The sequence below is a fragment of the Isoptericola sp. NPDC060185 genome, from assembly GCF_042728595.1.
Classification (GTDB): Bacteria; Actinomycetota; Actinomycetes; order Actinomycetales; family Cellulomonadaceae; genus Isoptericola.
Map to the genome: position 1 here is coordinate 1 of NZ_JBHWYY010000037.1, position 19,124 is coordinate 19,124.

Annotated in this window: 21 protein-coding genes; 11 read left to right on the plus strand and 10 right to left on the minus strand. The window is 75.4% G+C overall.

Going from position 1 to position 19,124, the window contains the following annotated elements; genetic code table 11:
* Positions 1 to 43: 43 nt before the first annotated feature.
* Positions 44 to 1,534 (minus strand): leucyl aminopeptidase, encoded by a 1,491-nt coding sequence (locus ACFWDO_RS13115; RefSeq protein WP_380319838.1) that lies wholly within the window; start codon positions 1,532 to 1,534, stop codon positions 44 to 46.
* Positions 1,535 to 1,608: 74 nt separating this feature from the next.
* On the opposite strand from ACFWDO_RS13115, the gene ACFWDO_RS13120 reads away from it, so the two are divergent.
* The 4 genes from ACFWDO_RS13120 to ACFWDO_RS13135 are packed head-to-tail and all read left to right on the plus strand — an operon-like array spanning position 1,609 to position 3,810.
* Entirely contained in the window at positions 1,609 to 1,968 is a 360-nt protein-coding gene (locus ACFWDO_RS13120; protein WP_380319841.1) for a hypothetical protein, read from the plus strand.
* Complete coding sequence (locus ACFWDO_RS13125; protein ID WP_380319843.1) at positions 1,944 to 2,510, plus strand: hypothetical protein; 567 nt, start codon at positions 1,944 to 1,946, stop codon at positions 2,508 to 2,510. Before ACFWDO_RS13120 ends, ACFWDO_RS13125 begins: the two co-directional genes overlap by 25 nt.
* A complete protein-coding gene (locus ACFWDO_RS13130; protein ID WP_380319846.1) occupies positions 2,507 to 3,607 on the plus strand; it encodes a quinone-dependent dihydroorotate dehydrogenase in 1,101 nt (366 codons plus the stop codon). Before ACFWDO_RS13125 ends, ACFWDO_RS13130 begins: the two co-directional genes overlap by 4 nt.
* Positions 3,604 to 3,810: a hypothetical protein gene (locus ACFWDO_RS13135; protein WP_380319849.1), complete on the plus strand. Its 207-nt coding sequence runs from the start codon at positions 3,604 to 3,606 to the stop codon at positions 3,808 to 3,810. Before ACFWDO_RS13130 ends, ACFWDO_RS13135 begins: the two co-directional genes overlap by 4 nt.
* 25 nt (positions 3,811 to 3,835) lie before the next feature.
* Here ACFWDO_RS13135 and ACFWDO_RS13140 read toward each other — a convergent pair whose 3' ends face one another.
* The gene (locus ACFWDO_RS13140; RefSeq protein ID WP_380319852.1) at positions 3,836 to 5,305 is read right to left on the minus strand and encodes a PLP-dependent aminotransferase family protein; all 1,470 of its coding nucleotides are present in this window, start codon (positions 5,303 to 5,305) and stop codon (positions 3,836 to 3,838) included.
* Positions 5,306 to 5,366: 61 nt separating this feature from the next.
* On the opposite strand from ACFWDO_RS13140, the gene ACFWDO_RS13145 reads away from it, so the two are divergent.
* Positions 5,367 to 6,341 (plus strand): YitT family protein, encoded by a 975-nt coding sequence (locus tag ACFWDO_RS13145; protein WP_380319855.1) that lies wholly within the window; start codon positions 5,367 to 5,369, stop codon positions 6,339 to 6,341.
* A gap of 37 nt (positions 6,342 to 6,378) precedes the next feature.
* Here ACFWDO_RS13145 and ACFWDO_RS13150 read toward each other — a convergent pair whose 3' ends face one another.
* The 3 genes from ACFWDO_RS13150 to ACFWDO_RS13160 all read right to left on the minus strand — a co-directional run bounded on the left by ACFWDO_RS13150 (position 6,379) and on the right by ACFWDO_RS13160 (position 8,613).
* Positions 6,379 to 6,864, minus strand: a complete 486-nt coding sequence (locus ACFWDO_RS13150) for a GNAT family N-acetyltransferase (RefSeq protein ID WP_380319858.1) — start codon at positions 6,862 to 6,864, stop codon at positions 6,379 to 6,381.
* 86 nt (positions 6,865 to 6,950) lie between these two features.
* Positions 6,951 to 7,964: an aldo/keto reductase family protein gene (locus ACFWDO_RS13155; RefSeq protein WP_380319861.1), complete on the minus strand. Its 1,014-nt coding sequence runs from the start codon at positions 7,962 to 7,964 to the stop codon at positions 6,951 to 6,953.
* Between the two features lie 34 nt (positions 7,965 to 7,998).
* On the minus strand, positions 7,999 to 8,613 hold the full coding sequence (locus ACFWDO_RS13160; RefSeq protein WP_380319864.1) for a DUF3043 domain-containing protein: 615 nt from the start codon (positions 8,611 to 8,613) through the stop codon (positions 7,999 to 8,001).
* 39 nt (positions 8,614 to 8,652) lie between these two features.
* Between ACFWDO_RS13160 and ACFWDO_RS13165 the strand changes: the two genes are divergently transcribed.
* Together ACFWDO_RS13165 and ACFWDO_RS13170 are read left to right on the plus strand one after the other, a co-directional pair.
* Positions 8,653 to 10,077, plus strand: coding sequence for a dipeptidase (locus ACFWDO_RS13165; RefSeq protein ID WP_380319867.1), 1,425 nt, complete (start codon positions 8,653 to 8,655; stop codon positions 10,075 to 10,077).
* A gap of 4 nt (positions 10,078 to 10,081) precedes the next feature.
* Positions 10,082 to 10,942 carry a hypothetical protein gene (locus ACFWDO_RS13170; RefSeq protein ID WP_380319870.1) on the plus strand — a complete coding sequence of 287 codons (861 nt, stop codon included), beginning with the start codon at positions 10,082 to 10,084 and terminating at the stop codon, positions 10,940 to 10,942.
* Positions 10,943 to 10,946: 4 nt separating this feature from the next.
* Here ACFWDO_RS13170 and ACFWDO_RS13175 read toward each other — a convergent pair whose 3' ends face one another.
* On the minus strand, positions 10,947 to 11,291 hold the full coding sequence (locus ACFWDO_RS13175; protein WP_380319873.1) for an Hpt domain-containing protein: 345 nt from the start codon (positions 11,289 to 11,291) through the stop codon (positions 10,947 to 10,949).
* Entirely contained in the window at positions 11,288 to 11,674 is a 387-nt protein-coding gene (locus ACFWDO_RS13180) for a response regulator (protein WP_380319876.1), read from the minus strand. The genes ACFWDO_RS13175 and ACFWDO_RS13180 overlap by 4 nt, the downstream gene beginning before the upstream one ends.
* Positions 11,675 to 11,801: 127 nt before the next feature.
* Here ACFWDO_RS13180 and ACFWDO_RS13185 point away from each other — a divergent pair, with 127 nt between their 5' ends.
* The 3 genes from ACFWDO_RS13185 to ACFWDO_RS13195 are packed head-to-tail and all read left to right on the plus strand — an operon-like array spanning position 11,802 to position 15,776.
* Positions 11,802 to 14,741, plus strand: a complete 2,940-nt coding sequence (locus ACFWDO_RS13185) for a response regulator (protein WP_380319879.1) — start codon at positions 11,802 to 11,804, stop codon at positions 14,739 to 14,741.
* Positions 14,738 to 15,244, plus strand: coding sequence for a pyruvoyl-dependent arginine decarboxylase (locus ACFWDO_RS13190; protein ID WP_380319882.1), 507 nt, complete (start codon positions 14,738 to 14,740; stop codon positions 15,242 to 15,244). Before ACFWDO_RS13185 ends, ACFWDO_RS13190 begins: the two co-directional genes overlap by 4 nt.
* Positions 15,234 to 15,776 carry a hypothetical protein gene (locus ACFWDO_RS13195; RefSeq protein WP_380319885.1) on the plus strand — a complete coding sequence of 181 codons (543 nt, stop codon included), beginning with the start codon at positions 15,234 to 15,236 and terminating at the stop codon, positions 15,774 to 15,776. Before ACFWDO_RS13190 ends, ACFWDO_RS13195 begins: the two co-directional genes overlap by 11 nt.
* A gap of 109 nt (positions 15,777 to 15,885) precedes the next feature.
* On the opposite strand, the gene ACFWDO_RS13200 is transcribed toward ACFWDO_RS13195, so the two are convergent.
* The 3 genes from ACFWDO_RS13200 to nadA form a co-directional block, all read right to left on the minus strand.
* Entirely contained in the window at positions 15,886 to 16,422 is a 537-nt protein-coding gene (locus ACFWDO_RS13200) for an acyl-CoA thioesterase (RefSeq protein ID WP_380319914.1), read from the minus strand.
* A gap of 73 nt (positions 16,423 to 16,495) precedes the next feature.
* Positions 16,496 to 17,107: a DJ-1/PfpI family protein gene (locus tag ACFWDO_RS13205; protein ID WP_380319888.1), complete on the minus strand. Its 612-nt coding sequence runs from the start codon at positions 17,105 to 17,107 to the stop codon at positions 16,496 to 16,498.
* A gap of 36 nt (positions 17,108 to 17,143) precedes the next feature.
* Positions 17,144 to 18,364 carry a quinolinate synthase NadA gene (nadA, locus tag ACFWDO_RS13210; RefSeq protein WP_380319917.1) on the minus strand — a complete coding sequence of 407 codons (1,221 nt, stop codon included), beginning with the start codon at positions 18,362 to 18,364 and terminating at the stop codon, positions 17,144 to 17,146.
* A gap of 214 nt (positions 18,365 to 18,578) precedes the next feature.
* Between nadA and ACFWDO_RS13215 the strand changes: the two genes are divergently transcribed.
* Positions 18,579 to 19,055 carry a glycerate kinase gene (locus tag ACFWDO_RS13215; protein WP_380319891.1) on the plus strand — a complete coding sequence of 159 codons (477 nt, stop codon included), beginning with the start codon at positions 18,579 to 18,581 and terminating at the stop codon, positions 19,053 to 19,055.
* The last annotated feature ends 69 nt before the right edge of the window (positions 19,056 to 19,124 follow it).

The window sequence follows — 19,124 nt, forward strand, 5'->3', positions numbered from 1 at the left end:
CGACCACCGTGGTGGTCGGGCGCCGTCGTCGTGCGCAGGCAGGTCAGAGACCGGCGCGCGCCTCGAGGAACGCGAGCATCGTGCGCACGCCGACGCCGGTGCCGCCGGTGGGCGTGTACCCGAACGACGAGCCCTCGTTGTACGACGGGCCGGCGATGTCGAGGTGCGCCCACGGGGTGTCGCCCACGAACTCCGCGAGGAAGTGCGCAGCGAACAGCATGCCGCCCCAGCGGCTGGGGGCGGAGTTGACCATGTCCGCGACGTTCGACTTCAGGCCGGCCTTGAGCTCGGCGGGCATCGGCATCGGCCAGAAGGCCTCGCCGGCGACGTCCGCCGCGGCCTTGACCTCGTCGCGCACCGCGTCGGTGCCCATGACGCCGGAGGTGCGGTTGCCGAGCGCCACCATCTGCGCGCCGGTGAGGGTCGCGATGTCGAGGACGACGTCGTGGCCGTCCTCGACGGCGGCGACCAGGCCGTCCGCCATGACGAGGCGGCCCTCGGCGTCGGTGTTGGTGACCTCGACGGTCTTGCCGCCGCGGATCGTGACGACGTCCGCGGGGCGCTGGGCGTTGCCGCCCGGCATGTTCTCCGCCAGGCAGAGGTAGCCGGTCACGGCGACGGGCAGGCCGAGCTTCGCGGCGGCGAGGACGGTGTGCAGCACGGCGGCGGCGCCCGCCATGTCGGACTTCATGGTCGGCATGCTGGCCGGCGGCTTGAGCGAGATGCCGCCGGTGTCGAACGTGATGCCCTTGCCCACGATCGCGACCTTCGCCGCGGCCTTGGCCGGCGCGTACGAGAGCTTGACGAGGCGGGGGCCGCGCGAGGAGCCCTGGCCCACGCCCACGAGGCCGCCGTAGCCGCCGGCGGCGAGCTGCTTGTCGTCCAGCACGGTCACCTTGACGCCCTTGACACCCTTGAGCGCGGCCTTGGCCGCGTCGGCGAACGCCGCGGGGTAGAGCTCGTTGGGAGCGTCGTTGACGAGGTCGCGGGTGCCGTGCACGGCGGCCGCGAGCACCTCGCCGCGCGCGACGGCGGACTTGGCGCGGCCCGAGCGGGCGAAGGTCGTCACCACCTGGATGCTGCCGACGGCGGACTTCTGGTCCTTGCCCGAGCGGTAGCGCGTGTAGGTGTAGGCGCCCAGGAGAGCACCCTCGACGACGGCGGCGAGCTCGTCCTCGTCCACCGCGGGCAGCGCGACGGCCACGGAGTCCGTGCCCGCGAGCTCGCGGGTCGCGGCGCCGGCCGCGGAGCGCAGCACCTCGCGCGGGAAGGTGCCGTCGGCCGCGCGCTCGCCGAGGCCGGCGAGCACGAGGACGTCCGCGGCGACGCCGTCGCCCGCGGGCAGGCGACGCACCTCGTCGGGGGCGCCGGTCACGCCGAGGCGGGGCGCGAGGGTCTCGATCTGCCGCACGAGCGACTCGGGGAGCTGGTCCGCGACGACGGCGACGCCGTCGGACGTGGAGCAGGTCCCGACGACGAGCGCGTCGACCTTGAGAGCGGTGGGATTCTTGCCGGAGAGGGTGAGGTCTGCCACGCGCCGATGCTATCCCCGTCCCCGGGGGCCTACCGCCCGCGTCGCGGCGTGCGGCCGGCCGGTAGTCTGCGGGCGTGGTTCTTCCCCTCCTGATCCTCGTCCTGGTGGCGTGCGCCGCGCTCGCCGGGTGGGCGCTCTGGTTCGTCGTCCGGGACCGGGCGGTGATCCTCAAGCAGCTGTTCGGCGCCGCCGTCGTCGAGGCCCTCGTCGTCGTCCAGGCGGTCGTCGCCGGCGTCCTCATGGCCACCCGCGACCACCCCGTCGACGGCCCTCTGTTCTGGGGCTACGTCGCCACCGCGCTGATCGTGCTGCCGATCGCGGCGGTCTGGGCGTTCGCGGAGCGCACCAAGTGGTCGTCGGTGGTGCTGGCCGTCGCCGCGCTCACCGTCGGCTTCCTCGACTGGCGGCTGTGGCAGATCTGGGGCGCGGCATGAGCGGGTCGAACGGCATCAGCACGCCCGGCGGCGGGAGCCGGCCGCGGGGCGAGGCGCGACGCACGGGTGCGGGCTTCGGGCGCCTGCTGGTCACGGTCTACGGCGTCCTCGCGTTCGCCGCCATCGGCCGCTCGACCTACGAGCTGGCCACCAAGTTCTCCGAGGCGCCGTTCGCCTACTCGCTGTCCACGCTGTCCGCGGTGGTCTACGTGCTCGCCACGATCGCCCTGGCCAAGGGCGGCCCGCGGTGGCGGACGGTCGCGTGGGTGACGGTGGGCTTCGAGGCCGTGGGCGTGCTCGCGGTGGGTGCCGCCTCGGCGGCGTCGCCCGACGTCTTCGGCGAGACGACCGTGTGGTCCGGCTTCGGCCAGGGCTACGGTTACATCCCGCTCGTCCTCCCGTTCGTCGGGCTGTGGTGGCTGTGGCGCACGCGCCCCCGCGCCGACGACGAGCACGCGTCACCCGACCCGACGGCGACCGAACCGACACCGCCCGAGCCGACCGCACCCGAGCCGAACCCCGCCGACCCGGAGGTCTCATGAGCCCGTACACGCTGCTGTTCAACGGCGTCTTCAAGAAGATGGACCCCGAGCGCGCGCACGAGCTCGCGTTCGGCGCCATCTCGCTCGCCGGCCGCGTGCCGGTGCTGCGTGACGTCGTCCAGGGCGCGATCGCGCCCTACCTGGGCCGCGGCAGCGGCGGGCCGGGGAGCATCGAGGTGCTCGGCCGGACCTTCCCCGCGCCCTTCGGTCTCGCGGGCGGCTTCGACAAGAACGCCCGGGCGATCCGCGGCCTGACGATGCTCGGCTTCGGCTTCGTGGAGATCGGCACGGTCACGCCGCGCCCCCAGCCGGGCAACGAGAAGCCGCGCATGTGGCGCGAGCTCGACGTCCGGGGCGTGCGCAACCGCATGGGCTTCAACAACGAGGGCGCGCCCGCCGCCGCCGCGCGGCTGCGGGAGCTGCGCGGCACCCCCGCGGGCCGCGCCGTCGTGGTGGGCGCGAACATCGGCAAGAACAAGACGACGCCTGCCGAAGGCGCCGCCGACGACTACGCCGCGTGCGCGCGCGAGCTCGCCCCCTGGGCCGACTACCTCGTCGTCAACGTCTCGTCTCCGAACACTCCGGGCCTGCGCGACCTGCAGACCACGGCCGAGCTGCGCCCCATCCTCACCGCGGCGCGCGCCGCCGCCGACGAGGCCACCGCCGCGGCCGGGGCCCGGCGCGTGCCGCTGCTGGTGAAGATCGCCCCCGACCTCGCCGACGCCGACGTCGACGCGATGGCCGACCTCGTCATCGAGCTCGGCCTGGACGGCGTGGTCGCCGTGAACACGACCATCGGCCACGACCGCGGCCCCGGCGGCCTGTCCGGCCCGCCGCTGCTCGAGCGGGGGCTGCAGGTCGTGGGCCGGCTGCGCGCGCGGCTCGGGCCCGAGCCCGCGATCATCGGCGTCGGCGGCATCGCGAGCGCCGACGACGTGCGCGCCTACCTGCGGGCGGGCGCCGACCTCACGCAGGGGTACACGTCGTTCATCTACTCGGGGCCGCTGTGGCCGTCGCGGGTCAACCGCGCGCTGACGCGGACTCGCGGCTCGGTCGCGGCCGGCGCGCTCGCCCGGTCCGAGGGGAGCGCGTCGTGATCCGCCCCCGCTGGGAGTGGGCGCTCGACGACGCCGACGGCGGCGCGCTGTCCGTGCCGAGCCCGGTGTTCACCACGCAGTACGACGCCGAGCAGTGGCTCGGGGAGCACTGGCGCGACCTGTCCGCCGAGGGCGCGGCGGTCGCGCGGCTCCTGCACGACGGGAACCAGGCCGCGCCGAACGTGCCGCTGCCCGCCGTCTGACGCGGGACCGGGATACGCCCGGGGCTCAGCGGCCCGCGCTCACCTGGGCCCAGGCCCGCGCCAGCCGCGGCACGGCCGCCGCGAGCTGGTCCGGCTCGCGGGTGAACGTCAGGCGCACGTGGTCGCGGGACGACCGGTCCGGGGTGAACGCCGGCCCGGGCGTGACCAGGACGCCGTGGTTCACGGCCGCCGCGGCGAGCGCCTGGCCCAGCGGCCGGCCCAGGTCCGCCCACAGGCACAGCCCGCCTGCCGGCACCGGCACCCGCCAGTCCGGCAGGGCGTCGCGGACCAGGCCGACCAGCAGGTCGCGGCGGCGCCGCAGCTCGTCGATGCGCCCCGGCAGGATCTCGTCGGCGCGGCGCAGCAGCTCGACGACCGCGAGCTGCTCGAGCACGGGGGTCGCGATGTCGGCGGACTCCCGCACCCGCGCCAGCCGCCGGACCACCTGGGGGTCGGCGCGCACCCACCCGACGCGCACCCCGCCCCAGAACGACTTCGACGCCGACCCGATCGTCACGACGTGCGGCGACGTGCCCTCGCCCGCGAACGGCGCGGGGACGGCGGCGCCGGGGTCGAGCGCCAGGTCGGTCAGCGTCTCGTCGCCCACCACCGTGGTACCCGTGCGGTCCGCGAGCTCTCGGACCGCGGCGCGGCCCTCGGCGGACAGGGTGTGCCCGGTGGGGTTGTGGAAGTCCGGCACGAGGTAGACGAGCCGGGGGCGCGTGCGCCGCACGGCCGACGCGAGGGTCTCGACGTCCCCGACGGGCACGCCGACCAGCCGCCCGCCGAGCCGCCGCGCGGGCTCCAGCGCGTGGAAGTAGGTGGGCGACTCGACGACGGCGGTCTCGCCACGGCCCACGAAGGCGTGCGTCAGCACCGAGATCGCCTGCTGCGCGCCCGTCGTGACGAGGATCTGGTCCGGCGTGGTCGGCACGCCGCGCGCCGTGTACCGGTCGGCGATCGCCGCGCGCAGCGGCTCGATGCCGAGGTGGGCGTACCCGCCGGTGCCCAGGTAGCCGGGCAGCGTCTCGAGCGCCGCGGCGTATGCGTCGTGCAGGGCGGGCGTGGCCGACGGCGTCGCCTGCGCGAGGTCGACGGGCGGCTCGTCGAGGTCGCCGGCGGGGGAGTCGGCCGGGGCGTCGCCGGCAGCCGCCGGGACGCGGCCGCGCGCGGTGCCGGCGCCGCGCGGGAGGGTCGTGACGGTGCCCGACCCCACGCGGCTGACGAGGAAGCCGAGCTCGCGCAGCCGCGCGTACGCGCCGGAGGTCGTCGTGCGCGAGACATGCAGGGCCGCGGCCAGCTCCCGCTCGCTGGGCACGCGCGTCAGCGGCGGCAGACTGCCCGACAGGACGGCGGCGCGCAGCGCGTCCGCCAGCGCGAGGTACGCGGGTCCTCCGGCCCGCCAGTCGCCGAGCAGGCGGGCCGTCGCGGCAGGCGAGAGCTGCCGGACGGCGGGGGCGGCGGTGGCCGCGGGGTGCGGCGAGGCGACGGTCACGGGGCCACTGTCGCCCCATTGGCCATGGATTGCAAGGCCAATGTGTCGCAGGGTAGGGACCATGAGCACGACGCCCGCCTCCATCCGTCGCCCGGCCCGTCGGGGCTCCCGCCGCCTGCCTGGCCGCCCCGCGCGGCGGGCCGCGCTGCGCCGCCCCCGGGTCGCGCCGTCCGCCCCGGCCGAGACCTCGTCGGCGACGGCGGAGCCGACCGCCGCGGGCTCGCAGGTGGCGGTTTCGCCTGCGGCAGCGGGAACGTCCCGCGCACAGGGGACGTCTGCGGCGGTGGCGTCGATGGGGCCGGTCCGCCGCGGGGTGCAGCTCGTCGTGGGGCTGCTCGGCTACGCGTGGTCGATGGCGATGCTGCTGCACGCCGGCCAGGGCGGCATGCCGTGGGACGTGCTGCACCAGGGGATCGTGCGCAGCACCGGCCTCGGGTTCGGCGCCGTGGTCGCGGCGACGTCCGTGCTCGTGCTGCTCGCCTGGATCCCGCTGCGCCAGCGGCCCGGCGTCGGCACCGTCGCGAACGTCGTGGTGATCAGCGTGGCGATCGGCCCGAGCCTGACCGCGATGGCCTGGCTCGCCCCCGACCCCGGCCTGGCGGCCCGCGTCGCGCTCGCCGTGGGCGGCATCGTCCTGAACGGCGTCGCGACCGCGGCATACATCGGCGTGCGGCTCGGACCGGGCCCCCGCGACGGGCTGATGACCGGCCTCGTGCAGCGCACCGGCTGGTCGGTGCGCCTGGTGCGGACCGGCATCGAGGTCGCGGTGGTGCTGGTCGGCATCCTGCTGGGCGGCACGTTCGGCTGGGCGACGATCGCCTACGCCCTGGGCGTGGGCCCCGTGGTGCAGGCGACGGTGCGCTGGCGGTGGCTGGTGCCCGCCGGTATCACGGGAGCGGCGCGCACCCCCATGGCGCGGGATGCGCGGGCGGCGCAGGAGCCGGCGCCCGAGCCGCCCGAAGACGTCGTGGCCCGGCGCACCCGCGAGATCTCGCGCGCCCTCGACGCCGTCGTCCGGGAGCACGGCGGCCGCTGACGACCCTCAGGCAGGGGATCCGTCGCGCCGTGCCCCGTCAGGGCGCGACGGATCGCTTGCCGGAAGGCAGGACGCGGCGGTAGAAGGTGGCGGAGTCGTCGTAGCCGAGGGCCTTGTAGAAGCCCCCGGCCCGGCGGCTGGCCAGCGACACGTAGGCGGCCCCGCGCGCCGTCGCCCAGGCCTCCGCGTACGCCATGAGCGACCGGCCGAGCCCGCGATCCCGGTGCGCCCGGTCGACCATGACCTCCTCGACCCAGCAGACCGGCCCGTTCGCGAGGAACGTCAGGTGCACGCTCGCCAGCAGGTAGCCGAGCGGTCCGCCGTCGGTCGAGGGTCCGGTCGCCGGTTCGGTCGCCGGTGCGGTCGCCACGGCGAGCAGGGTGTCATCCCGGGCGAGGAGCGTCGCCAGGGTGGCGTCGAAGGCGTCCCTCCGGGGCCGGAAGCTCGTCGCGAAGTCGCGGGTGAGCGGCCACAGGGCGGCGGCGTCGTCGGTGTGGGCGGGGCGTACGACCAGGGACGGCATGGCGGCACCGTAGCGCCGACGTAACGGTGGGTCGTCGTCCGGTCTCATGACGAGGACCCACCGCGACGTCGGCCGCCGGCGGGCGGTCAGGCCACGCGCGTCTGCGGGGCGTTCTCGGCGGTCTTCGCCGGGTCGCGCTCCACGACGCCCCCGAGGACCTCGTCGATGCGCGCCATGAGCTCGCCGGGGATGGTCACGCCGGACGCCTTGACGTTCTCCGCGACCTGCTCGGGCCGGGACGCGCCGACCAGCGCGGCGGCGACGTTGTCGTTCTGCAGCACCCAGGCGACGGCGAGCTGCGCCATCGACAGGCCGAGCTCGTCCGCGACGGGCCTCAGGCCCTGCACCCGCGTGAGGACGTCGTCGTCGAGGAAGCGGCGGATGCTCTGCGCGCCGCCCTTCGTGTCGGTCGCGCGGGAGCCGGCGGGAAGCGGCCGGCCGGGCACGTACTTGCCGGACAGCACGCCCTGCGCCATCGGCGACCAGACGATCTGCGAGAGGCCGCACTCCTTGGACGCGGGCACGACCTCCTCCTCGATGACGCGCCACAGCATGGAGTACTGCGGCTGGGAGGAGATCAGCTGGAAGCCGAGTTCCTTCGCCAGCGCCGCGCCGGCGCGGATCTGGTCGGCGGTCCACTCGGACACCCCGATGTACAGCGCCTTGCCCTGGCGGACGATGTCGGCGAACGCCTGCATCGTCTCCTCGAGCGGCGTCTCGGTGTCGTACCGGTGCGCCTGGTAGAGGTCGACGTAGTCCGTGCCGAGGCGCTTCAGCGAGCCGTTGATCGACTCCATGACGTGCTTGCGCGACAGGCCCGTGTCGTTGGGGCCGCCCGGGCCGGTGGGCCAGTACACCTTGGTGAAGATCTCGAGCGACTCGCGCCGCTCACCCGCCAGGGCGTCGCCCAGCACCTGCTCGGCCTTCGTGTTCGCGTAGACGTCGGCCGTGTCGAACGTGGTGATGCCGGCGTCGAGCGCGGCGCGCACGCACTGCGTGGCGACGTCGTTCTCGACCTGCGAGCCGTGGGTGAGCCAGTTGCCGTAGGTGATCTCGGAGATCTTCAGACCGCTGTTGCCGAGGTACCGGTAGTTGACCATGCGCCCACCCTAGGTCGGGCGCACGGCCGGGCGATCACTCCGGGTAGACGCCGTGCTTCTTCGACGTCGGCTTGGGCAGGCGCGAGCGGCGGATCTGGAAGGCGCGCATGACGGCGTACATCATCGTGCCCTTGGGGACGTCGTGGAACTTGGCCAGCAGCCGCTTCTTGAGCCCCCGCCACAGCAGGAACGCGTCGGCGATGGTGAGCAGCACGACGGCGTACAGCAGCATCAGCACGAGGGCCGAGATGGTGAGGTTCCGGCTGAAGACCAGGTTGAGGATGATGAACAGGAACGCGACAGGCAGGAAGAACTCGCCGAGGTTCCACCGGGCGTCCACGTAGTCGCGCACGTAGCGCTTGACGGGGCCCTTGTCGCGCGGCGGCAGGTGGCGCTCGTCGCCGGTCTGCATCGCCTTGTACTCGAGGTTGCGCTGCTCGCGCGCCTTCTCCCGCGCCGCCTTGCTGGCCGCCTTGCGGTCGTTCGGCACCAGGGGGCGCTTGTTGGCCGCCTCGGACACGCTGCGCTTGGGGGTGGGGCGTCCCTTGCCGGCGGGGGCGCCGGACTTCTCGATCTCGGCGGCCGCGTCGACGGGGTCGGTGGAGTCGGGGGACGACGACGTCGCGTCGGACTTGTTGCGGGAGAACACGCACCCAGGGTAGTCGAGCGCGCGGGTAGCGTGAGCCGCGTGACCGACACCCACGCCACCTCCCCGGCCGCCCCGCCGCACGACGCCGCCGCCACCACCCTGCGCGCGCACGTCGAGGCGCAGTTCCCCGCCCTCCAGGCCGACCTCGAGCGCCTGGTGCGCATCCCGAGCGTCTCGGCCGCCGCCTTCGACCAGGCCCACGTGGCCGCGAGCGCCGACGCCGTCGCCGCGCTGCTGAGCGACGCAGGCCTGCCCGATGTCCGCATCCTGAGCTCGGCGCGCCCCGACGGGACGCCCGGCGCGCCCGCCGTGGTCGCGCGCCGCCCCGCGCCCGAGGGCCGGCCCACCGTGCTGCTGTACGCCCACCACGACGTCCAGCCGCCCGGCGACGCCGCCGCGTGGGCGACCGACCCGTTCGAGCCCGTCCAGGTGGGCGAGCGGCTCTACGGGCGCGGCGCCGCCGACGACAAGGCCGGGCTGGTCGCGCACGTCGGCGCGCTGCGGGCGCTGTCGGCGCTCGCCGCGGAGACGGGCGCGGACCTGCCGGTCGGGATCACCGTCTTCGTCGAGGGCGAGGAGGAGTCGGGGTCCCCGAGCTTCCGCCAGTTCCTCGCCGACCACCGCGAGCTGCTCGCCGCCGACGTCATCGTCGTGGCCGACTCCACGAACTGGAAGGTGGGTGTGCCGGCCCTGACCACGTCGCTGCGCGGCCTGGTGGACGGCGTGGTTGAGGTCGAGGTGCTCGGGCACGCGGTCCACTCCGGGATGTTCGGCGGCCCCGTGCTCGACGCGAACACGCTGCTGGCCCGCCTGATCGCCACCCTGCACGACGACGCGGGCAACGTCGCGGTGCCGGGCCTGGTGAGCGCGCCGGAGCCGGAGGTCGACTACGACGAGGCGGCGTTCCGCGCCGACTCCTCCGTGCTCGACGGCGTGACGCTCGCGGGCGAGGGCACCATCGCCGGCCGGCTGTGGACCAAGCCGGCGCTGTCCGTCATCGGCATCGACGCCACGAGCGTCGCGCACGCGTCCAACACGATCGCGCCCCGCGCGGCGGCCAAGCTGTCGCTGCGCATCCCGCCGGGCCAGGAGCCGCAGGCGGCGGAGGACGCCCTGCGTGCCCACCTCGAGGCGGCGGCGCCGTCCGGCGCGCGCGTCACCTGGCGGCCGGGGGAGCAGGGCCGGGCGTTCCACGCCGCCGGCGACTCCGCCGCGATGCGCGCCGCCCGGGCCGCGTTCGCCGCGGCGTGGGGCACCGACCCGGTGGACATCGGCGTCGGCGGCTCCATCCCGTTCATCGCCGATCTCCTCGAGTTCTTCCCCGACGCCTCCGTGCTGGTCACGGGCGTCGAGGACCCGGACTCCCGCGCGCACGGCGCCGACGAGTCGGTGCACCTGGGCGAGCTGCGCAAGGTCGTCCTGGCCGAGGCGCTGCTGCTGCGCCAGGTCGCGGCGCAGGGCTGAACCGATGCCGGATCCCGGCCCCGCGGGCCCTGGTCCCGTAGACCCCGCTCCCGCCGGCCCGCCCACCGACCCGACCGGCGGCGCGTTCGTCCGCGCCGCCGAGCGTGCCTTCATGGTGTCGCTGCTGCCGTGCGGCGACTCCGAGCACGACCAGGACGCGCTGGTGGAGTTCTGGACGGCGCTCGGTCTCGAGGTGACGTACCGGCAGCGCCGGCCCTACCCCGTGGTGTCGTTCGGGCGCGGCGGCATCCAGGTCCAGTACTACGGGATGCCGGGCTGGGACCCGGAGGCGAGCCACTCCACGTGCGTGGTCGTCGTCCCGGAGACCGAGCCCGTCTACGAGTCGTTCGCGGCCGGGCTGCGCTCGCTCCACGGCCGCCTGCCGGTGTCGGGCGTGCCGCGGGTGACGCGCCCGCGGAGGCGCGCCAACAACGCGGGGCTGAGCGGCTTCAGCGTCATCGACCCCGCGGGCAACTGGGTGCGGGTCACGCGGGCACCGGATCCCGGGACGACGTTCGCCGCGGGCGAGGGCGGGACGATGACGTGGACCTCCGGCGGCGGGGGCGCGCTCGCGCGGGCGACCGAGAACGCCGTCGTGCTGGCCGACTCGAGGGGTGACGTCGCCCAGGCCCGCAAGGTCCTCGGCGGCGCGCTGCGCCGGGCCCGGGCCGGCGCGGACGGGCCGCCCGTGGCCGAGGTCGCGCCGGCGCTCGCCTACCTGGCGGAGCTGGCCGTCCGCGCCGGCGACCCGGCCGCGGCGCGGGGTCTCCGCGCGGAGCTCGAGGCTCTGCCGGAGGGCTCCGGAGCCGACGCCGTCGCGCTCGCGGAGGCGCTCGCGGACGTGCGGGCGCTGCCGGCGGGCTGAGCCCCTACGCGTCGACGGACCCCGGGGCGCGGGCCTCGTCGTCCGGGGCGACCGCCGCGCGGACCGCGTCGAGCGCCGCGGCGGCAGCCTCGGCCCGCCCGTCGCGCAGCGCGGCCTCCAGCTGCTGCGTGGCGGCGGCGAGCGCCGTGTCCCCGAAGGTGCTCGCCGACCCGGTCACGGTGTGGCACAGGCGCTCCGCCTCCTCGCGCGCAGCCCGGTCCGGCGGGGCGCCCGGCGCCTCCAGGAGCTCCAGGATCCGCCGCGACCGGCCGACGTTGCGCGCACGGGCCCGGCGGGCGAGCACCACGACGGCGTCGCCCAGCCCGCCCTCGGGGTCCGCGGACGTCATGCGTCCCACCCGAGGGCCAGGGCGAGCTCGTCGGCCAGGCGCAGCGGGTCGAACGGCTTGGTCAGGACGGCGACGGCCCCCAGGCCGTCGAGCCGCGAGATCTCCGGGGTGCCGACCTTCGCCGTGAGGAAGACGACCGGCACGTCGGCCAGCTCCGGCACGGCGCGCAGCCGGCCGAGCACCGTGGGCCCGTCGTGCACTGGCATCATGACGTCGAGGAGGATCGCGTCCGGCCGCACGCGTCGGGCGACCTCCAGGCCCGCCGTCCCGTCGCCCGCGGTGTGCACCTCGTGCCCGCCCACGGCCGACAGCGCCAGCGCGGCCACCTCCCGGATCGACGGATCGTCGTCGATGACCACCACGCGTCGGCCCCCCGTCGCCACGTGTCGTTCCCCTTCGTCCGGCTGCTCGATCGATCGACCGTACCCCCGACGGACGACCGGCGCCCTCCGTCGCCCGGAGCGCCCGTGCGGGGGGCGGAGCGGGCCGACGTCTCCTAACCTCGGCCCCATGAGGGACGCGCGACCGACGACGGCGAAGGCGCACCGCACCTTCGTCCGGTGGTGCTGGGCGGGCGCCGTCGCCGTGCTGGCGCTGACGGTCGTCCTCGCCGGCCCGACGGACCAGGCGGCGCGGGCCGAGCTCTCGCGTACCGCGATCGCGGTCGCGGGCGTCGTCGCGGCGCTCAGCTGCGGGTGGCGGGCGGTGCGCTCGACAGGCCGGCGCCGGCGCGCGTGGGGGCTGCTGGCGCTCGGCGGCCTCGTGGGCCTGCTCGGGAACGTGTGGGCCGTGCTCGCGGGTGACCCCGACACCGGTGACGCCGCCTACATCGCGGCTCTGCTGCTCGGCGTGATCGGCCTGGCGTTCTTCCCGACCGTGCGCCCGCGCGGGCACGAGCTGGTGCGGATGCTCCTCGACAGCGTCGTGGTCGGCGGCTCGGTGCTGTACATCGCCGTCTTCGCCGTCGTGCTCGAGGGGCAGGCCTTCTCCGCGGCCCCCTCGCTCACGGCCTACGCGCTCCCGGTCGTGGACGCGCTGCTCGCCACCCTCGCCGTGCTCGTGCTGACCAGGTCGAGCGCCGCCGAGCGGGTGCCGCTCGGCCTCGTCGGGAGCGGGTTCGTGCTGTACGCCGTGGCGGACGTGGCCTTCGCGCTCCTGACCGCCGAGGGCGGGTTCACGTTCGGCAGTCCCGTCGACGCCGCGTGGGTCGGCGGCTACCTCGCGATCGCCGTGGCCGCCCGGCACCCCGCCGCGTCGGGCAGCCCGGTGACCGGCGAGCGCGCCGGCGGCTCGTCGGTGCTCGGCACCGTCGTCACGTTCGCGCTCTTCCTCGCGGCGGCCCTGGTGCGGGTCGGCCAGTCCGGTGAGCCGACCCCGTGGATGGCGAACGCGCTGTGGGTGGCGGTCGTCGTCGCGGTCGTCGCGCGCCAGATCCTCGTGGTCGTCGACAACGAGTCGCTGCGCCACGGCCTGGAACGCCGGGTGGAGCTGCGGACCGCCCAGCTGCGTGCGCTCGCGAGCGAGCGGGAGCGCACGCTCGAGTCCGTGGCCGACGGCATCTACGGCGTCGACGCCGCCGGGCGGGTCACCTTCGTGAACGCCGCGGGGGCCCGGACCCTGGGTGCCACCGCGGACGACCTCGTGGGCCGCGACGCGCACGAGACCTTCCACGCCCCGGCGGACGACGGCACGCCCTACCCCGCGGACCGGTGCTACATCGCCGAGGCGGTGCGGGACGGCGTCACGGCGACGGCCGAGCAGGACGTCTACCGGCGCCTGGACGGCAAGGACGTGCCCGTCGAGGTCACGGCGAGCCCCCTGCGCGCCGACGGCGAGGTCACCGGTGCGGTCGTCGTGTTCCGCGACGTCACCGAGCGGCGCGAGGTGGAGCGGATCAAGGACGAGTTCGTCTCCGTGGTGAGCCACGAGCTGCGTACCCCGATCACGTCGATCCGCGGCGCTCTCGGGCTCCTCGACAGCGGCGTGCTCGACCGTTCCTCCGCGCAGGCCGGCCGCATGGTCCGGATCGCCCTGACCAGCAGCGAGCGGCTCGGCCGGCTCGTCGACGACATCCTGGACGTCGAGCGCATGGACGCTGGCACCACCCCGCTCGAGCTGGCCGACCACCACGTCGACGCGCTCGTGGCAGCCGCGGTGGAGCAGATGTCGATCCTCGCGGACGAGGCCGGCGTCGTGCTGGCGCCCGAGCACGACGCCGACGTCGTGCGGGTCGACGGCGAGCGCATCGTGCAGACGCTGGTGAACCTGCTCAGCAACGCCGTGAAGTTCTCCCCGCGCGGTGGCACCGTCCGGGTGACGGCCGCTCCCTTGGGCGAGCTCGTGGAGGTACGGGTCGACGACCAGGGGCGCGGGATCCCCCCGGACAAGCTCGAGACGGTGTTCGGCCGGTTCGAGCAGATCGACGCGTCCGACGCTCGCGAGCGCGGCGGTACCGGCCTCGGACTCGCGATCGCCCGGAGCATCGTCGAGCGGCACGGCGGCCGGATGTGGGCCGTGAGTGACGGAGAAGGGCACGGCGCCAGCTTCCGGTTCACGCTGCCGCACGTCGTGGCTCCCCCGGTGGAGCCCGCCGCACCGGACGGCGGGGGTGCGACCACCCGCGTGGTCGTGGTCGACGACGACTCGTACGTCGTGGAGGTGCTCCGCGAGGTGCTCGAGGAGCGCGGCTACGACGTCGTCGGCGTCACGGACGGGCGCGCGGCGGTCGACGTGGTGGAGGACGAGCACCCCGCGGCCGTCGTGCTGGACCTCGCCATGCCGGGCACGGGCGGCACGGAGATCCTCCGTCGGCTGCGCCGGTCCGCTGCGACCGCGCAGCTGCCCGTCGTCGTGGTGTCCGGGACGTCGCCCGCCGACGCGCGCGAGACCGCGGCGCTCGCGGACGGCTGGCTGGTCAAGCCCGTGGACCCCGACCGGCTCGTCGAGACGGTCCGCGAGGTGATCCGGCTGCGGCCGCACCACGACCGGGTGCTGGTGGTCGAGGACGACGACGACCTGCGCCAGGTCCTCGTGACCGTCCTGGAGAGCGGCGGGCTCGTCGTGACGCCGGCCCGCGGTCTCGCCGAGGCGCGCGCGGCCCTCACCGGTGGCCCGGGGCCGGACGTCGTGGTCCTCGACCTGCGGCTGCCCGACGGCTCGGGACAGGACCTCGTCGCCGACCTGCGTCGCAGCGGGCGCCTGCGCCACGTCCCCCTCGTCGTCTACTCCGGGGCGGAGGTGGGCACGCGCGAGCAGGACGACCTCCGGCTCGGCAGTACCGTCTTCCTCACCAAGGGGGACAGGGCGCCGGACGCCGTCCTGCGCCCGGTGCTCGACCTCCTGGACGCGGCCTCCGGCCGTGCCGGAGCCGTGCCCTCCGACGCTGTGCCTTCCGACACTGTGCCCCCTGACGTTGTGACCGCCGACCCGCCGACCCCGAGGACCCCATGAGCGACCCCCTGACCATCCGCGTGAGCGCCGGTACCGGCACCGGGCGCACGACCCTCGCGGCGTTCGACGCCGCGCTCGTCGCCGCCGGCGTCGGCGACTTCAACCTGGTGCGCCTCAGCTCCGTGGTGCCGCCGGGCAGCGCCGTGCTCGAGGTCGACGGCGCGGACCAGCTGCGCGGGGAGCACGGCGACGCGCTCTGGTGCGTCTACGCCGCGGGGTACGCGTCGCTGCCGGGCCACGAGGCGTGGGCCGGGGTGGCGTGGTCGCGCCGCGACGACGGCAGCGGCGCCGGCCTGTTCGTCGAGCACGACGGGCCGTCGCACGAGCAGGTCGCCACCGACCTCACGCACAGCCTCGAGGACCTGTCCGCCACGCGCGGGGGCACCTTCGCCCCGGAGGGTCGCATGATCACCGGCCTGACGTGCGAGACGCTCCCGGTGTGCGCGGTCGTGGTCGCCACGTACCGCGCCGTGGGCTGGGGGGAGCAGACCGGTGCGCGCTGACGTCACCTTCGAGCCGACGGTCACGGGCGACGTCGCCGAGGACTTCTGGCGCCTCTACCTGGAGGCGTTCGAGCCGCTGCGCACGCGCGCCGCCGCGCGGCACGTCCTGCACCGCGAGGAGTTCGACGAGGAGATGGCCGACCCGCGCGTGCTGAAGCTGCTCGCGCACGACCGTGCGGGCGTGCCGGTCGGCCTGACGACGCTCGCGACGGACCTGGGTGCTGTGCCGTGGGTGAGCCCGGAGTTCTTCGCGGCCCGCTACCCGGAGCACGCGGCGCGCGGCGCCGTCTGGTACATCGGCTTCACCCTCGCGCACCCAGGGCGGCGCGCCACGCGCACCTTCATGGACATGATCGACGCCCTGGTCGCGCACCTCGCCGAGCACCGGGTGGTGTGCGCGTACGACGTCTCGCGCTTCAACGACGACTCGCTGCGCTTCGCGGACAACCTGCGTCGCCGGCTGGAGCGCACGCAGGACGTCACCGTGGAGACGGTGGACCGCCAGACGTACTACGCGACCACGTTCCACTGACTCCCGGCGGGTCTGCCCGGCTCGGACCCGGCTCGGACCCGGCTCGGACCCGGCTCGGACCCGGCTCGGACCCGGCTCGGACCCGGCTCGGACCCGGCTCGGACCCGGGTCAGACCCGGCCGGCGTCCCGGTGCGCGACGTCCACGGCCCGCGCCCACGCGGCGACGTCGGCGGGCAGCTCGGGGCTCTGCGGCGGTGCGTCCGGCCCCATCAGCGCGACGACGTCGGGGGCGGGGACCCGCGCGTTGCCCGGGCCCAGGAACCGCCCGGCCACGATCCCTCGGGCGTAGAGCCGGCCCTTGCAGGTGAAGACCTGCTCGATGTAGACGACGCGCTCGTCCCACCCGAGCACGCGGGTAGTGATCTCGAACCGGTCCCACAGCTGCAGGGAGCGCTTGTACGTCATGGTCGACGCGGCGACGACGGGGTACCACTTGCGGTCGCCGATCTTCGCGAACCCGTCGAGGTCGGCGATGAAGTTCGAGCGCGCCACGTCCATCATCTGCAGGTACGAGCCGTTGTTGACGTGCAGGTACAGGTCGAGGTCGCCGGGGTGCACGCGCATCGTGGTCACCGACGGGTCGAGCATGCCCTGGCCGGGGACGGGCTTGCGCGGCCGCAGGGAGGCCCAGGTGAGCTGGATCATTCGAGTCACCCGCGCAGGCTATATCGGCGACCGTCGGTATCAGGTACCTGACTCTTCCCGGTACCGAGGACGCTCAGACCGGGGGAGCCGGGTCGTACTGGAGGCCGCGCCGCACGGCACGCGCGACCTCGGGCGACTCCAGCCGCGCCACGAGGTGCAGGGCCATGTCGATCCCCGCCGAGACGCCGGCCGCCGTCACGACGTCGCCGTCGTCGACGAACCGGGCCTCCGTGTCCACCACGACGCTGGGGTCGAGCTGCGCCAGCTCGTCGTAGTGGTCGCGGTGCGTCGTCGCGGGGCGACCGCCCAGCAGTCCCGCCGCCGCGAGCACGAGCGCCCCGGTGCACACGCTCGCGAGGATCGGCGTCTGGAGGCGCACCTGCCGCAGCCACTCGAGGTGGGCGGGGTCGGCGATCATCGCACGGGTGCCCCAGCCGCCCGGGTAGACGAGCACGTGCAGCGGCCCGACGTCGTCGGCCGAGCGGGCCGGGACGAGCCGCAGCCCCTTCGCCAGGCGCACGCCGTCGCCGTCGCGCGAGAACGTGCTGACCTGCGGCTTGAGCCCCGACTCGACGCTCGAACGCTGCTCCCACGCGGCGAGCACCTCGAACGGACCGACGACGTCGAGCTCCTCCGCGTCGTCGAACACGAAGATCCCGATGTGGAGCCCACCGTCCGTGCTCATGCCATCTCCCGCGTCCGGGCCGCGCGCGGCCCCCGGTCAGATCCCCGGCAGCGCCAGCATCTGGTCGAGCGCCACGCGCGCCCAGTGGGCGTCGTCGGCGTCGACCACGATCCGGTTGACCACGCGCCCCTCGACCAGGGACTCCATCGCCCACACCAGGTGCGGCAGGTCGATGCGGTTCATGGTGGAGCAGAAGCACACGGTCGAGTCGAGGTAGTGCACCTGCTTGTCCGGGTGCGCCTTGGCGAGACGACGCACCAGGTTGAGCTCGGTGCCGATCGCCCAGGAGCTGCCGGGCTCGGCGGACTCCAGGGCCTGGATGATGAACTCGGTCGAGCCGACCCGGTCGGCGGCCGTGACGACCTCGTGCTTGCACTCGGGGTGCACCATCACCTCGACGCCGGGCACCTTCGCCCGGACGTCCGCCACGTTGCGCTCGGAGAACCGGCCGTGCACGGAGCAGTGCCCGCGCCACAGGATCATGCGCGCGTCGCGCAGCTGCTGCTCGGTGAGGCCGCCCAGGGGCTTGCGCGGGTCGTAGACCACGCAGTCGTCCAGGCTCATGGCGAGCTGGAGGACGGCGGTGTTGCGGCCCAGGTGCTGGTCGGGGAGGAACAGCACCTTGCCGGTGCCCTCGACGCCGCCCACGCGGTCGAACGCCCAGCGCAGCGCGACCTGGGCGTTGGACGACGTGCAGACGGTGCCGCCGTGGCGGCCGGTGAAGGCCTTGATCGCGGCGGAGGAGTTCATGTACGTCACCGGCACGGTGTCGTCGGCGATCCCGACGTCCTGCAGCACCGCCCACGCCTCCTCGACCTGGCCGATCTCCGCCATGTCGGCCATGGAGCAGCCGGCGGCGAGGTCGGGCAGCACGACCTGCTGCGCGTCGGAGGTGAGGATGTCGGCGCTCTCGGCCATGAAGTGCACGCCGCAGAAGAGCACGAACTCCGCCTCGGGGCGGGCGGCGGCCTCGCGCGCGAGCTTGAAGGAGTCGCCCGTGACGTCGGCGAAGTCGATGACCTCGTCGCGCTGGTAGTGGTGCCCGAGGACGAACGCGCGCTCGCCCAGCGCGGCACGTGCGGCGCGGGCCCGGTCCACCAGGTCGGGGTCGGACGGTGCGGGCAGCGCGCCCGTGCACTCGACGCCACGCTCGGAGGCGAGGTCACGGCCCTGGCCCAGCAGCAGCAGCGCGGAGGGCGCGGGCTCGGAGAAGCCGGTCGAGGTGCCGGTCGAGGTGCCCGCGGTGTCGTTCAGCAGGGTGGTCACCCGCCTATGTTTCCACAAGGCCGCCGCGCGTCACGCCGTGCGTCCGGCTCCGGGTCCGGCGCCGCGTCCGGCCCGTCCCCGGGCCCGGGAGGGCCCGTGTACGGGCCGCCGCGCACGCGTGCGCCGGTCGCCCGTGCAGCCCGCGTCACCGCACCGCCGGCTCGCGCCGGGCCCGTCGGGGCCCCGCCTGTGCCACGATCGCGGCATGCGCGTGCTGCTCTGCGTCGGCGAGGACGCCGACGCCCTCCTCCCGGACCTGGCGACCGCGTGGCGCGAGGCCGCGCCGGCGTGCGAGGTGACGACCGCGGTGCTCCCCGGTGCCGGCCCCGCCGCGGTGGGACAGGCCGCGCCCGTCGGGGTGTTCGTCCCGCTGGACGCGCTCGGGCTGGCCTCGGTGGCCTCGCCCGGGGCCGGGCCCCTGGACGCGGCGGCGGAGGCGGCGGACCTCGTCGTCGTGCACCTGGGCGCGCTGGACGGCACGACGCTGCGGGAGGGTCTCGTGGCCGCCGCGGTGCGCGCCGCCGCGCCGCTCGCGCTGCCGGTCGTGGTGCTGGCCGGGCGCAGCGAGGTCTCGCGGCGCGAGTGGTCCGGGGCGGGGGTGAGCGGGGTGCACGAGACCGGCCCGGACGTCCTGGCCGCCGTGCCCCGCGTCGCGCGGACCTGGGCTCCCTCGTGGGCCTGAGCCTCGTCCGCCCCCGCCCGGGAGGGGCGACGCGCGGGGGCTGTGAGCCGCGTCATCGCGTCTGCGAGA